Here is a 15,485-nt window from a genome sequence, read left to right as displayed (position 1 = left end):
CCTCATGGAGGAGGGTAAACAGAACCGGAATCCCCGTAAACACCGAACGGTGTTGTTAGATAGTCCTCCAGGTACCAGCGCAACTGCTCGAGTTCGTCATCATTGATGGTCCAAGCAGAATCGGCGGACTCCCATTGCGAAGCCCCTGGACCACCCGTCATTGGAGTGGCCGTGATACGGATCGAGCCGTCTTCCTGCACGTCAGCCAGCAGACGTTCCCCCACGTCGAGCCCCCTTCACCGCAGTGGCCCAAGGATGCCAGCGCCGCTTGCTTTGTGCCAGGCTCCGCATCGCGACCGCTCGTATTCAGATCAGCCTGGCGGCCGACCTAGGAGCCGCGACCGAAGTCCAGCAGTGTCGCCCGAGCATGTCCATCAGACGGCTGCGCAATTTCGCGCGCTCCAAAGAGAACGGGCCAGATCGAGGACGCGGAAGACGCACGGCTGTTCGTCGACTGCTGAGGCGCTGGGAGTCGGGGGACGTGAGCTGACCAGCGAAGTTGATGGCGCGACGACGACGCGTGCACGTAGCTCAACAGCGTTCGCTCGTCTGCGAACATGAATCGCCGTACGGAGTTGAGTCGAGACAGCCGCATCCCGTGACACGGTTCGTGACGCGAACTGAGGTCAACTCGTGCTGGCGGAGGGGTTCAGAGGGGCCGTCGGTGGCGCTCCAGACGACCAGAGATGGCAGAGTTGATGCCATCGCGCGGCCTTTTAATCCGCCGCTCGACCGTTCGAGAGCCGCGTCTGGATCGCGACACTACGGCTGCCACGCGTCTTGTTGCTCTCAGCAATTTCTCAGCGAATTGAGCCGCGTGGCGCGTCGCCGTCAAGGGGTCAAACACGTTGGACCGGCCCACATTGCAGCTTGTTGCAATCGCTGTAACGCATTTGTATCGGCGGCCGATGTAGCGATTGCTGGCCAGCCCGGTGACCCGCCTAGTCATCGGTGCCCGTCCTTGGCCGGCGTTAGGTGGAAGTCATGTCCCGATCTCGGCGTGCAAGCATGCAGTTCCTCGTGCGGTTCGTGGCGGTGATGGTTTCGTTCGCGCTACCGGCGACAAGCTTGGAGGCCCAGGAGCGGGCAGTTGCTGCCCCCGCGGCCGATCCGAAACCACCGGCAGCGAACGTCGCGTCGCGGCCAGATGTGGTGTCGGCGGTGGTGTCCGCGCGGTCGCAGGGCTCGAGGGTCGAGGTCGAGTCGATGCGCACGGAGATGTCGACGACGTGGGCGAACCCGGACGGCACGATGACGACAGAGGCGCATACGGCGCCGATCCGGTTCAAGGACGCGAAGGGGGCGTGGCGGTCGGTCGACCTGACGCTGGCTAAGGGCACGGACGGCACCGTCGCTCCGCGCGGGCATGGGCTTGGTCTGCAGTTGGGCCGGCGCAACGCAGCTGTGGGTGGGGTGTTTGCCTCGGCGGCGGCTGGTACGGGCCGGCAGGTGGAGTGGATGGCTCCGTGGAAGCTGCCCGAACCGAGCCTGGATGGGACGAAGGCGACGTATGCCGAGGTGCAGCCGGGGGTGGATCTGCGGCTGGATGCGCGCCGGTCAGGGTTCGAGACCGACTTTGTCGTGAAGCAGCGCCCGGCTGATGGTGTGGCGCCGGTGTGGCGGATTCCGCTGCGCACGAAGGGCCTGACGGCCCGGCAGAACGCTGATGGCGCGATCGAGTTTGTCGACGCGAAGAATGTGGTGCGGTCGCGGATTCCGGTCGGGCAGATGTGGGACGCGGTGACCGACGAGCACACGAACCTGCCGGTCAATACCACGGCGGTGTCGATGTCAGTCGAGCAGGTCTCGCCGGGCAAGGCGACGCTGGTCATCGCCCCAGATGCGAAGTGGCTGCTCGACCCGACGCGGGTGTTCCCGGTCACGGTCGACCCGACCTATGCGAACACGCCGCTGTATTCGACCTTCGACACCTTTGTGCAGTCCGGCTGGCCCAACGACCTGTCCTCGACGGTGGATCTGCGGGCCGGGAAGAACGGCACCACCACCGAGCGGTCGTTCCTCAACTTCACGGGAGCCTCATTCCAGGGCAAGGACATCACCGCGGCGAACCTGTCGCTGTACCAGTACGGCGCGACGACCTGTACTGCGACGCAGCTGGACCTGCACGCGGCGCTGCCGGCCTCGACCGATACGCGGTGGACGAACCAGCCGGTCACCAGTTCCACGGTGTGGGGTTCGGTGTCGGCCGCGAGGGGCTTCTCCAGTGCGTGTGCGGCGGGGCGGATCTCGGTGCCGATGACCGGGCTGGCGCAGTACTGGTCGGGCCAGACCGACACGACCGTCGGTGTCGCGCTGGAGGCTGCCAACGAGGCAGACGCGAACGCGTGGAAGCGGTTCGTGTCCAGCGAGGGCGATGCCGACCCCTACATCTCCCTGACGTGGAACCGGGCTCCGAACGCGCCGGCGAGCGTGGAAACGACCGAGGCGGCCGCATACGCCGCACCCGGCGACACGACGTCGTACATGTACTCGAAGAGCCTGCGGCCGTGGGTACAAACCAAGGCGTCGGACCCGGACGGCAACACAGTCAAGTACGTCTTCCAGTTCATGACCGATGGCTCCACGGTCGTGGGCACGTGTACGTCGTCGGTATATGCCTCCGGCACGACGGCCGGCTGCCGCCCGTCGACCGATCTGCCCGATAACACGCTGCTGTACATCCGGGCCAAGGCCAACGACGGCCGCATCGACGGCGCCTGGACGAGCTACCAGACACGGCTGCGGACCGGTGCCGCGACGCCGGCACAGCCGGTGGTGTCGTGCCCCGCGCCGTACGACGTGAACAACACCTGGACCGACACGACCCCGACTGCGGATGTGACCTGCACGGTCACCGCAACCGGCATCGGGTACAGCGCGCCGGGCTACCTGTGGATGTTCATCGACGGCAAACGCCCGGCGACGAACGACACCAGCGGCGCCGTCAAGATCACGCCGTCGAGCGACCCGGCGGTGGCGAAGTACACGGTGACGTTCAAGCATACCGAGCCCGGTCTGCACACGATCGTCGCCGAGGCCCAGACACCCGGCGGCAACTACTCGACGACCGCCACCCAGCGGCTCGGCTGGGGCAGCGCGTCCTTGTCGTCGCCAACCGCGGACCCCAGGATCACGACCGCCAACACGATCCGGATCACCGCCGCAGGCCCGCCGAAGGGCACCGCCCCGTCCGTGACCGCCAAGGTCCGCTGGCGGGTGTCGGGGTACGGCGGTGCCGACGACCTGGTCGGCTGGAACGAGGACGCAACCGTGCTGCCGGTGGTCGACAACGGCGCCGGCGGCGTGTCGGTGAACACGCTGTGGGACACCACGTTGGCCAAGACCGACGCGTTCTTGGACTCCGACCCGAACACCGCCGGAGTGCAGCCCACCCAGCTGAACGACCGGGTGCCGGTCAAGCTCGACATCCAGGTCTGCTTCACCTACAACGCAACCGTTCAATGCACCTGGTCGGAAACCCCGAACACCACAATCCAGCGCGTGGCGCACGCCTTCGGCGACGGGTTCCCCACCAGTGACGCCGGTCCGGGTGATGTGGCGCTATGGACCGGTGAGTTCAACACGGAATCGACGGACGTGTCGGTGCCGGGTTACACCGGTGATCTGTCGTTCTCGCGGTCGCACATGACCTACGAGACTCCGACCGATCAGATCAACGGTGCCTTCGGGCCGGGCTGGACTGCGCAGTTCGACGGCGCCGATGCCGGCGCGGCCGGCAAGCAGCTCATCGACCAGACCCGGATCGATGGCACACTTGTCCTACAGGACGGCGACGGCAGCGCACTGATCTACCAGTCGCCGTCCGGAAAGCGCCGCACGACAGCGTCGTACGAGCAAGGCGACTGGCATCCGGTCGACGAAGACTCCACGACGGACGGCGCCCGGCTGGCCATCACCGGCACCGGTACCGGCACAGTCGTGTCGTACGTCGAGGCCGGCGGTGCGGTCACGACCTGGAAGCCCGCGTCCCCGGCCGGTCCGACTGCGGACGCCGCGACTCAGTTCCACGCAGACGGGATCTCCGAGCCCGGTGTTCCGGACAAGACGACGTTCGCCTACGACGGCAACGGCCGTGTCGTGCGCATCCTCGCGCCGCCCGCACCCGGCGTGACTTGTGGCGCTTACGTCGCCGGCAGCCCGTTGTCTGGGTTGGTCGCTGGCTGCCGGGCCCTGACCTTCGACTACACCACCGTCGGTTCGTCACAGGTCCGGTTGAGTCAGGCCTCGCTGGACATCTATGACCCGCACAAGCCTGGCGGGGCTGGCATGACCACAACGCCGGTCGCCGCCTACACCTACGACGCCAACGCCATGCTGGCCAAGGTCACCGACCCGCGCTCCGGGCTGTCGACCGAGTACACCTACAACGCATCGGGCCACATCGCATCGATCAAGCCTGCCGGCCAGGTGGCATACCAGTTCAACTACGTGAGCGTGGACCAGCGCGAGAAGCTCGACACGGTCACCCGCGCCCGCCCGGCCGGCGGCACCGCCACTCTCGGCAAATACGTGTACGACGTACCTTTGTCCGGCACCGGCCTGCCCGACATGACCGCGGCCCAGGTCGCGAAATGGAACCAGAAGGCCGTGCCGACGAACGGGTTCGCGGTCTTCGGACCCGACCACCCACTCAGCGGCGCACCGACTTCGGATGATTGGCAGTACGCCGACCTGCAGTACACCGACGCGGCCGGCTACACCGTCAACACCGCCGAGTACGGCGCGGGGGGCTGGCAGTACACCTCCACCGACTACAACGACCAAGGCAACGTCGTCCGTGAGCTCGACGAACGCGCCTTGCGCGCCGTCATCGACACCAAAGCATCGGCCGACCAGTTGGCGACGCTCACGGTCTACAACCCCGACATCACCAACGCCGGAGCTGTCGTTACCCCGGCCGGGACGCTGGTGACCGATACCTATGGCCCGGCCCGGTGGGCAGCGTTGAAGGACGGCACCCTCGCCTGGGTCCGCCCCCACACCCACACGAAATTCGACGAGGGCGCGCCGAACAGCGACATCAACCAGGCCACGTCGCTGCCCTACCGGCTCCCGACCACGCAGACGTCGTATGCCCGTGACCCCGGCACCGACACCGACCTGGAGATCACCGGCCAGACGCTCACCGACTACAGCGCGCCCGTCGCCGGCGACGCCGACGGGTGGGGACGAAGCCTGCCCGGCAAGACCATCACCGACGTCGACCTCAACGGCGTGGCAAGCGTCGGCGACATCGTCGAACTCTCCCGCTACGACGCCGAAGGCCGGGCCATCGAGACCCGGCAACCCGCCTCCAACGGCGCCGACGCCGGAACCACGAAGACCGTCTACTTCACCGTAGCCGCCAACACGGGCTCCCCGGAGTGCGGCGGCAAGCCGCAATGGGCTGGGCTGGTCTGCAAGACCTACCCGGCAGCAGCGCCCAGCTCCGGGCCGAGCCTGCCCGCAACGACAACAGCGGCCTTCAACTACCTGTTGTCGCCGGAGATCGTCTCCTCCACCTCGGGCACCGTTACCCGTACTACCACGACGAGCTACCTGACTGACGGTCGCACCGACGCCACCACGACTGCTGTCAATGGCCTGACCGGGTCGACCCCGAACACCAAGAAGACCACCACCTACGACTCGGCCACCGGCCAACCGACCGTAGTGACGGCATACAACGCCGACAACACCGTCGCTGGCACGATCACCACCGGCTACGACAGCTGGGGTCGGAAGGTCTCCTACCAGCCTTCCGGTGACGCGGCCACCTTGACGGTCTACAACGCCGCCGGTGACGTCGCCTCCGTGACTGACTCGAACGGCACCACGACCTACACCTACGACGGCATCGACGCGAACGGCAAAACCGACCACCGTGGCGTCGTGACGAAGGTCGATGTCACGACCGCGGGTTCCACCTGGACCTCCACCGGTGCCTACGACTCGAGCGGATCCCTGATCACCCAGAAGCTTCCCGGTGGCGTGACGGAGTTGGATGACTTCGACAACACCGGCGAACCCGTCAGCCTGAGCTACACCGGCCAAGTCACCACTACCAATCCCGACGGCAGCACAACAGTCGATCCGAACGGGCCGTGGCTGTCGTGGTCCCTCCAAAACGACAGCTCCGGCCGCGTGACCCACGAATGGACCCCTGACGGCAACGCCTTCACCAGCTCGGGCGGCGGAGCGATTCCCTACGACCGTCACTACACCTACGACAACTCTGGCCGCCTGACCCGGGTCGACGACCGCACCGCCGCCTCCTCCGGCGTCGACCTCGAGGACCCCGCACAGGCACCGGCTTGCGTCACCCGCACCTACGGCTTCGACGCCAACGACAACCGCCTCACCAAAGCAACCGCACCCGCAGCCAGCGACGGTTCCTGCACCACCGCCGACGCGTCTACCGTCACCCGGGCCTTCGACAGCGCCGACCGGCCGGCGACGTACACCTATGACCAGCTCGGTCGGGCGACCGATATCACGGCGGCCGACTCACCGAAGTCGTCGGCGGGTGCGACCAACATGGCCTACTACGACAACGACGCGGTCCGAACGATCACCCAGGGCTCGCTGACCACGACATACAACCTCGACGCCGCAGACCGCCGGGCTAAGGAGACGACGGTCATCACTGGTGGTTCGACGACGTTGGTCACGAACCACTTCAACGACGAGTCGGACAACCCGGCCTGGGTCGACGACGGTACCAGTGTCCGCAGATACGCCGAGCTCGTCGGAAACGACCTGGCACTGACCGCCGGCGGTGACGGTGGACAACTCACGATCTCGAATCCGCACGGCGACATCGTCAGCACCGTCGACGTGCCACCGGCCGGCGCGGCGGCTAACGGGATCGACGGCTGGAACAACTTCGACGAGTTCGGAACCGCTGCCGGAGCCAACACCGCATCCACCGGATCCACGAACTACGGTTGGGCGGGTGCGAACCACCGAGCCACAACCCCGACGGGCATGGTGCTTATGGGCGCGCGCGTCTACAACCCCAGCACCGGACTCTTCACCTCCGTCGACCCTGTACGCGGAGGCAATGCGAACGCCTACACTTATCCCGGCGACCCAACCAACCGCTTCGACCTCGACGGAAAATCAAGCCGAGCTGAGCGTAGCGGAGGCAATCGTGGCACGCGTCTGACCAAGAGGCAGATCAAGTACATTAAGCGCATAGCAAAGCGATTCCTCAGGACGGTCAGACATGTCAAAGCTATAGCGAAGCGGATCAAGAATTACAACTGCCTCGCGGCAATTGTAACTTTTGCTGCGTCATTCACTTTATTCCATTATCAGATGTTCAAGAAAGACTATCCTGACGCGGTAATCAGTGGCGTGGTTGCGATAGGCGCCTTCCTCTGGTATATCGATGCCTGTGAAGTATATGGTCACCCGTAAGATGAGCTTCGCGGACATGTCGGCTCTAAGAGAGGCGCGCAGTGAGGACATTCAGGCTGTTGGCGGTGGTTCAGATTGCCCTGGCGGTGGCCCTCGTGGTCCTCGCATTGGCCGCCCGTGAGCTACCCCCGGCGGTCTTCGCGGGAATTATGGTCAGCGCGGCGATCGCTTCCTGGAGGGCCTCGACAGACCCAAAAGTTAATACTGTCAAGCCTTGGCAACTGATGTTGTTGTTTTTCGGATCTCCATTGGCGATAGTCGGGATATTGGTGATTCGGCTACGAATCACAGACGATCGCTTCGCCCTAGTCGACACGATTGCTCTAGCTGCGGTCTTGATTGCTAGCACGTGGATGGCAGTAAGAATCGGTCAGTCAAAGCCACGCGATTCGATTGATGACTGATTCACCCCTTTGTATCGCCGGACTAGCCGCACTGTCATTGTGAGCTATCCCAGTAGCTCGCCGACGGCACCTCTCCGTAAAGGGCACCCCGGAGGATTCATATCTGAGTCCTCCGGGGGCGTCGTATCACACAGGAAATGACCCGTGGTGCTGCGGGAGGCTGGACCAGGGCGCCAACCGTTGAGCGAACGTCCGATCCCACGAGGTTGAAAGCAACCGCGTTGACAGGTCGCTTCGTCGGCGCGGTTGGCGTGTGATCGCCACACACCCACTGGCCGCAGACACGGGTTCAACCGTGGCTACCTCGTAGGAGATGCAAATCAATCGGTTCTGCGACCGCGCGTCCGATGACACGCTTCATGAGGCGAACTGGACTCGACCGACCCCGTCGAGCCATGAGATGGCGCACCCGGGAGGTGCGCGCAGGCAGCGACGTGTCAATGGCTCTGTCAATGAACCTCAGTCATTCCAAGGCAGATCGGGCAGCGAAGACAGTCGCGATGCCACGGTTTCCACTTGCGGACAGCCGCATCGATGCCAACCCTCGCACTTGTAAAGCGGTGGCTTGAGTTTGGCGCCATGGGACTGGTGCCACTGGGTGTTGGAGTGACGGGAGTGGTCGGTCGGAGGCTAGTCCCGACGAGTAAATGAGTTCCCGAGGGGCCGCCTGCGACGACTCTGAACTGGACACCAACGTCCTCGGCGCCGAGGCGCGGGCGTCCAAGATCGCCAATCCCCGATGACATTTGTCAGATCACCAGTTGGTCGAAGGACTCGAGTGGGACGAAGGCCGGCTCGCGGGTAGCGGCTGCTTCGTCGCCGATCCGGGCCGCGCCGAGCGGGTCGGCGGGGATGTAGGTGGAGAGGTCGTAGCCGGTGGCGTCGGCCAGGTCGGCGACGGCGATCTGGAAGGTCCGATATGGACCGAGCACGAAGCCTTCGACGGCCTCGACGCGGGAGCGCTTTTCCAGTAGGTCTCGAATCAGCAGTCCTTGGCTGAGCAAGTACGCCGTCGCGTGCAGCTTCCTGCCGCCGCTTGCCGGCATAATCACCAGCTTCCAGAACTCCTGTGGGATGAGCAGTTCCTCGGTCAGGTTCGGATCGTCGGGCCGGAAGACCGGGCCGGTGAACACGCACGCCTTGAACCCCTTGGTCCGAGCACTGTCGAGGATGTAGTTCTCCAGTCCCTGCCAGAGCTGCTTGCCTTGGTTGAGCAGCGAGTGCTGGAGCGCAGCGTTGGGGTAGTGGAAGGTGTCCACGTTCGCACCCTTCGCCACCTTCGTGACGTCCACCCCACTCGTCGCCGCGACGTCCCAGTTCGCCTCTTCCCGCCGTACCATGTGACCGCGGTCGATCTGGGGATCGCTGTAGTCCTCCTGCGTGAGCTGGATGTCGGCGTGGATCCGCTTGTCAGCGAACCACTTGTCCCGCGTCCGCTTCACCCGCACCGAATGCTCACCATCAATATTCACCGCCGTCATCAGCGGCTGCTTGCGATCCGCCCGGTACTTGACCCCGAAATGCGTGTACCGCAATTCGAACGGCTGCTCGTCCTTCGCATCACTAGGTGCCGCCAGCAACTTCTCCGTCCCCGCATCCAGCCCGGGCCAAGTCGCCGCAAGCTTCTTGCCCAGGAAGGCGGGGTCGTACCCCTGCCGCCCAACAAAGAATGTAGCCGGATGCGACCCGTCCACGGCTTCGGTCGTCGCCTTCTCGACCTGCCCACTAGCCCTGCCACTCGGCCGATCGCCCGCCAGCAGCCGGGTCAAGGTGCCAACGCCGACGGCATGGTTCTCGAGGCCGTACTTGCCGGAGAAGTGCAGACCGACAACCTTCTTGTTCTCCAGGCTGATCAGTGGCGAGCCGGAGTTCCCGCCCAGGCTCGTGCAGTCGTGGGTCAGCGCCCGCTTGCCGCGGAGCGCCTGCATGACGAAGCCGGGAGCGAATCGCTTGACCTCGAACACGCCCTGGAAGTACCGAGCTTGGTCGTCTTTGTCGTTCCGCGTGTCGTACGCCGGGTAGCCGATCAGCGCGACCCGTTGGCCCTCCTCCGCTTCCTCCTCGGCGAGCGGCAGCGCGGATGGCAGACCGGGCTTGCCTTCGATCTGGAGCAGCGCCACGTCCGGCGAGGCGTCGTCGGCGAGGTAGATGATCTTGGTGACCTCGATCGGTTCGGCGGCGCCGGGGTTGGAGTGGACCTCCTCCTTGAAGTCGATCTGGGCGCCGTACCGGATCCCGCCCGGTGAGCGCAGGAAGACGCCGCTGCCGTCGGCGACCCGCGCGGCGACCAGCTTCGCGACGTGCCGGTTGGTGACGATCGTGCGGGTCGTGGCCGTCGTCTCCGCGACCACCCAGCCGGTGCCACCCCACTGCATCTCGTGGTTGACGAACTCCACCCGCCCGACGGACGCGACGTACGACTCGGCGCCGTTGATCAGCGCATCGGTACCGGCCGCGAACTCGGGCAGTGGCTGCATCACGACGCGGTCGTTCTCGACCAGCAGCGGCGGCCGCCCAACTCTCCGGACGATCGCCTCCAGCTCGTTGACACCGAGCACACGCTCGAGCTCGTCTCCCTTGCCGAGCCGCTCCACCTCCGGCTCCGACACCATCACCGGCGGAACCCGCCCGTCGGCAACCGCCTTCATGATCTCATCCCGCAACGCGTCGTTCGTCAGTCGCCGCTGCAACCGCTCCAGCCGCACGGCCTCATTTCGCATCCCATCTGTCATAGTGTTCCCCCTCTAGAGCTTGAACCGCCGCCGCTGCAACAGAACCGCCACCGGCGGCACGAGGGCACTCGGCAAGTTCCGCCGAAGCAGAAGAGCTGCCGCGCCCATCAGGTCTTCCCGCGCGGCCCGCCGTGCATCCGCAACCATCTTCGGAGCTCTTCGCTCCAACAACTGGACTACGTCGTCCGCCGCATGCTCCGGCCACCACGCAGCGAGCTGCGCCTCCGCTCGGTCGTACTGGTCAGGCCCGCCGTCCAGCGCACTCACCCGATCCGCGATCGACACGTCCACCGGACGGGCCCAGCGCTGCGGTTTTGCCACGGACCCGTAGGACCACGAACCAGCCGCGGTACGCCGCCAACGTTCAGCTGCCCGCGCAACCAGCCGGAGGTCAGCGTCCCCAAAGAGGTACGCCGCAGCTGCGATTGTCTCCGCAAGCAACCCGAGGTCTGTCAGCGTCGGCAGAGAACGCGACCCCTGGGCGTCCGAGTAGTCACGCCACGGCCGCGAACCCAATGGTGCGAGGTTTCCCAGATCATCCAGTCGTTGGCCGACAACTGTCGCGTAGTCGGCGAGGTATTGATGATCCGGCAGCCGGCTCATGGTCCCGACCAAGTCGGCGAACGGAGTCAAGACGGCAAACGAGCGGGCGGCGATCACGTCCTCGTCGACTCCGGCCCGATCCAGCGGACCGGTCCGCTCCGTGAGTCGCTGCCAGCCTGCTTTTTCAAGCCGCGTGGTGCTCCCGCCAGCCCAGCGGGCCGCCACGTCCGCAGCTAGGTCGAAACCTTGGCGGCGCGAATCGATTGCGACACCGGCGCGGAAGACAGCCAGGCGCAGTGCCGAGTCGAACAGCCCGGACTGTGTCGACTCCATCGCCAGGCTGGTTACGCTTCGGCCGAGATCGGGGTCTTCGACGAGGGCGCTGACGAACGCGTCGAACGTGAACTCGGCGCCCATCTCCAGGCGGCACAGAGTGTCCAGGAACGAGGTGGTCTCCTCGGGAGCGAGCGGTGAACGGGTTGGTTGGCTGCGCACAGCCGACCGGTCCCAACCGCCTTGCCCGTCGAGCAATTTGCGAGCCTCCCGCCAGCGTCCCGCGCGCCAGAGGAAGGTGATGGCTGGGGTTGCGTCCGGCCCGGTCGGGTCGAAGGTGGCGTTGGCGTAGGCGCGGTTGTAGACGTAGTCGGCTTCGAGCCAGTCGGAGCGCTCATTCAGGGCGCGCAGCTCGGCGACCGCGTTGACGTCCAGAGGACGGCCCGGTTCGGGGTAGTCGCCGCGGAAGCTGGTGGAACGTTCGCCCTGGTTTCGCAGTACGACATCCTGGGCGACCTTCGGCAGTTCCGCGATCGTGGGTGCGTCCAACTGCGCGAGCACCGCGGGGTCTATCGGCGGGACAGCGGACTGCCGTCTCATCAGCTGGAGTTGGTGGTAGGCGGACTCCACTTTCGCCCACGTTTGCGGGCGTGTGCCGAACCACTTGGCTGCTGCTCGGTCGATTCGGGCCGACTTCGCGGGCTCGGCGTCGTACAGCAGTGGCAACAGAACGAAGCGCATGTCGGCCCGGTGGCGTACGAAGCCGTCCGGCGCGGGCTCGACCAGCCAGTGCTGGCCCGCCAGGGCTTGGAAGAGATCCTCGGCCTGCGAAACCGTCAGACCTTTCAGACCGACCTGCGGTCCGACGACGTCGCGGATCACGTCGGCGTTGATCAGACGTACGACCAGTCCGGGAACCGCGAGCTTCTTCAGAGACTCGTCCTCGAGCCGCGACAGGATGAAGCGGTACAGGTACGGCACCGCCAGCGCACCCCGCCCACGTGCCTTCGGCAGATCCCGCGTCCCGTGCTCATTCGCGAACTTGGCCGCCAGCCGCAGCGCCAACGGATTCCCATTGGCGATCATCCGGACATCCGCCCACGCACCCGGGTCGACCTCGAGCCGTTCGAGCAGACGGTCCGCGCTGCCGTCGTCCAGACCGGTCAGCGAGATCCGCTCATCGACGCGCGCCTGCGTACCGTCCAGAGCCTCTCCGCGTCCGGCGCCAACGATCGCGATGGGTACGTTCAACACCGTCGCGAGCTGGTTCAGCCACCCGAACAGCTGCCACGGGTGCGTCTCGCCGCGAGCCCGCAGTACCTCCAAGGTGTCCAACGTCAGGAAGATCCGTCGCGACGGGTTGCTGAGCGCGTTGGCCAGCACCGGCCCCAGCTCTTCGGGAATCTGCGGCTGCGTGTATCCCTTCAGCCAAGGCGCACTGGCCGCACGCTCCCGGGCCTGCTGGATCTGGTGCTCCGCGCCAGGGAGCTGTGCCGACAGCTGACGGGCAAGCTCCAGCGTCAGGCCGGCCGGGTCCAGTACGTCGAGGCCAGCCCGATCGAAGTCGAACCGCACCACGACCCACTGATCGTCGGGCTGCAGCAGCTTCGCGGTGATCTCCTCGAGCAGCGCGGACTTCCCGATACCCGGCAACCCGTCGATGTAGAGCGTCGATGCCGGCTGTCCGGCGACTGCGTTGTCGAGCCACCGGATGATCTGCGCGATCTCTGCCGTACGTCCGAAGAACTCGCGAACCTGATTGGTGGACGCGACGAGATCAAGATGAGTGAGCGCCGCCTTGACCTTCGGCACCTGCGGGTACTCCGGTGCCAGCGGACCGGCACGCCCTAGCCCGATCGCGAGCCGCTCCAGCACCTCGCGATCCAAGTCCTCGCGCACCGCCGCCGTGATCGCATCGGCCGAGAAGATCCCTACCGCCTCGATCGCGTTCAGCAGATCGGCCGTCGGCTGGTCCGTCGCGGTCTGCGCGCGCCACGAGACCGCACTCCGCACCCGATCGTCCGCCGCAAGTCGGTTGAGGACACGACGACGTTCGGCGCCGCGCATCAACCACCGGCCGGTCACCGCGGACAGGATCGTGTCACACGCCTGGGACAGTCCGGCAGCGATCGCCGTCAGCTCGCTCGGACCGGCATCCTCGACCTGGTCGATGCTCCGTACAGCGGCCACCGGATCGAACGGACCGGACAAGGCGGCGTACACCCGCGCCTGCTCGATGCCGTGGGCAACGATGGATGGTGGTTCGGTCGTCGGCCGGGTCGGCAGCACATCGTCGTACTCAGTCATTGTCCGTGCCTCCCTGCTCACGAAGGAGTGCCAGGTAGTTCTGCAACTTGCCGACGACCGTGCCAAGGTCTGGATTCGGGTAGCGACCATTGACCGCGCGAAGACCTTGCAGCGCGAGATCCCCCTGGCTTTCGAGGACTGCTCGGTTGACTTCGCCGGTGAGCTCGGTCGCCGCGCGGGCGAGGCAGTCCAGCACGTCGCCGCGGATGAACTCACCAATGAAGTCGACGACCAGACCGGTCGGGCCTTCGCCGATGGCCGCTTCCGGACCCGCGAACTCGAGCCCGGCGAGCTGCACCGTCTCGAGACCGGCGACGACGACGCGGATCCGCGGCAAGGTCAGACAGGCCGCGACGAACCCTTCGAGGTATAGCCGGGTCGTGTCCGTCATCCGTACCGATGGCCCCTCGAAGAAGAACCAGACGGTCCGTCCAAGCTTCGCGGCTGCCTGGTTCACCGCGGCGGCGAGTCGGGCGGCGCGGTCGCGGGCGGCCGCTTCCGGAGCTGCCTGGACCGGATCGACGCCGCCGGGGGACGGCGGCTCCGGCACCGGAAGTCCGAGCGCGTCGACCCGCTCCAGGACATCGGCCATCAGGTCCGGAACCGTGTCGCCGACCGGCACCCGGACAGCGAGCCGCTCACCGCCCTGCCGGTGCAGCAGCTCGTCGAGGATCCGGTAGGAGAAGCCGAGTCCGGTCTCGTCGCCGTCGACCAGGGTCGTGCGCTTCACCCGGATCCCGCGAACGCGCGTCGTCTCCTTGCTCGCTTCGGCGATGCTTCGGACGAAGAGGTCGCGGCCGATGACCAGCTGGTCGCTCTGGCCGTCGAGGTGCCAGAGCTCGGTCGGCGAGATGTCCTTCGCGATGAGGACGGCCAGGTCGGCGAGGAAGAGCGACGCCGGGACGAAGCGTCCGGACCGGTCGACCCGGCCGGAGCGGTACTTGCCCTGGTGCAACCCGAAGAACTCGAAGCGCTCGTTGAAGCATGCGCCGCCGGACGAGCCGCCCTCCGTCGCCACATCGTGCCGCAGCCGAACCGTGACGTGTGGAATCTTCCAGGTCTTGCCGTTCCCGAGCCCCTTGTCCACACCGGCCGGGAAATCGAGCAGCCAGAGCTGCGCCCGCGAGGTCGCCCGTGGCGCGGTCGTCGGCATCCGCACGAACCCGAGATGCCGCGCGGCCGGTCTTCGCAGTGTGAGCAGGGCGACGTCGTGCCGGTCCAGTACGTCGGCGTCCTGGCTCGGAGCGATGCTGTTCCACTCTTCGTCACCGCACGGCGACTCGTAGTACGGCGGTATAGCGGCCTCATGCTTGTTGCCGTCGGCCAGCGTGACGGTGAGCCGTGGTTGCGGGTTTTCGGTGATCCCCGGACCATCACGCCGTACGACGTGCCAGGCCGTGAGTACCAGCCCAGGTCCGACGAGACAGCCGGAACCACTGAACTTGTCGTCGACCTCGATCCGGCACCGGAAGGTCTTGGCCCGTTCGAGGAAGTGCTCCATCCCCTCGACATTGACCCGGTCGCTGCCGACCGCCGTACTGTCGAGCTCCACGCCGCGCGCTCGGAGCGCCTCGGCGAACGCGTCGAGGAGGTCGCGCGCCCGGAGCTCCCGGACGCAGAGGTCAGCCGGATCAGCCGACAACAGACCGAGCGACCGCTGTACACCGGCCGCCGTCTCGAACGCGGCCAGGTTCAGGACAACGGCGACGTCCTGCTGGATCGCGGCCAGGGCTTCGTCGGCGACAGCCCGGCAGCTGTTGATGATCTCGATGAGCTCGTCATCGTCCCACACGGGCAGGCCTCC

General features: G+C 66.1%; 5 protein-coding genes. 1 reads left to right on the top strand and 4 read right to left on the bottom strand.

The genetic code is table 11. The features are described 5' to 3' along the window. Nucleotides 1–2: 2 nt before the first annotated feature. Nucleotides 3–224, bottom strand: coding sequence for a hypothetical protein (locus ACQPYH_RS28290; RefSeq protein ID WP_432877221.1), 222 nt, complete (start codon nt 222–224; stop codon nt 3–5). Nucleotides 225–984: 760 nt separating this feature from the next. Between ACQPYH_RS28290 and ACQPYH_RS28285 the strand changes: the two genes are divergently transcribed. Then, entirely contained in the window at nt 985–7,422 is a 6,438-nt protein-coding gene (locus ACQPYH_RS28285) for an RHS repeat-associated core domain-containing protein (RefSeq protein ID WP_432877218.1), read from the top strand. Between the two features lie 1,153 nt (nt 7,423–8,575). Here ACQPYH_RS28285 and ACQPYH_RS28280 read toward each other — a convergent pair. From ACQPYH_RS28280 to ACQPYH_RS28270, 3 genes are read right to left on the bottom strand one after another with little or no spacing between them, the layout of a single operon-like run. Continuing rightward, on the bottom strand, nt 8,576–10,546 hold the full coding sequence (locus ACQPYH_RS28280) for a DNA/RNA non-specific endonuclease (protein WP_432877216.1): 1,971 nt from the start codon (nt 10,544–10,546) through the stop codon (nt 8,576–8,578). Between the two features lie 24 nt (nt 10,547–10,570). Then, entirely contained in the window at nt 10,571–13,681 is a 3,111-nt protein-coding gene (locus ACQPYH_RS28275) for an AAA family ATPase (RefSeq protein WP_432877213.1), read from the bottom strand. Then, nucleotides 13,674–15,473, bottom strand: a complete 1,800-nt coding sequence (locus tag ACQPYH_RS28270; RefSeq protein WP_432877210.1) for a trypsin-like serine peptidase — start codon at nt 15,471–15,473, stop codon at nt 13,674–13,676. The genes ACQPYH_RS28275 and ACQPYH_RS28270 overlap by 8 nt, the downstream gene beginning before the upstream one ends. Between the last annotated feature and the right edge of the window lie 12 nt (nt 15,474–15,485).

This window comes from Kribbella sp. CA-245084, from assembly GCF_050942355.1.
In the GTDB taxonomy this organism is placed as follows: domain Bacteria; phylum Actinomycetota; class Actinomycetes; order Propionibacteriales; family Kribbellaceae; genus Kribbella.
This window is presented reverse-complemented; position numbering and strand designations above follow the sequence as displayed.

Excerpts from the sequence above, each read along its gene's own strand:
- ACQPYH_RS28285 (WP_432877218.1), top strand. The coding sequence starts at position 985 with ATGTCCCGATCTCGGCGTGCAAGCATGCAGTTCCTCGTGCGGTTCGTG.
- ACQPYH_RS28280 (WP_432877216.1), bottom strand. The coding sequence starts at position 10,546 with ATGCGAAATGAGGCCGTGCGGCTGGAGCGGTTGCAGCGGCGACTGACG.
- ACQPYH_RS28275 (WP_432877213.1), bottom strand. The coding sequence starts at position 13,681 with ATGACTGAGTACGACGATGTGCTGCCGACCCGGCCGACGACCGAACCA.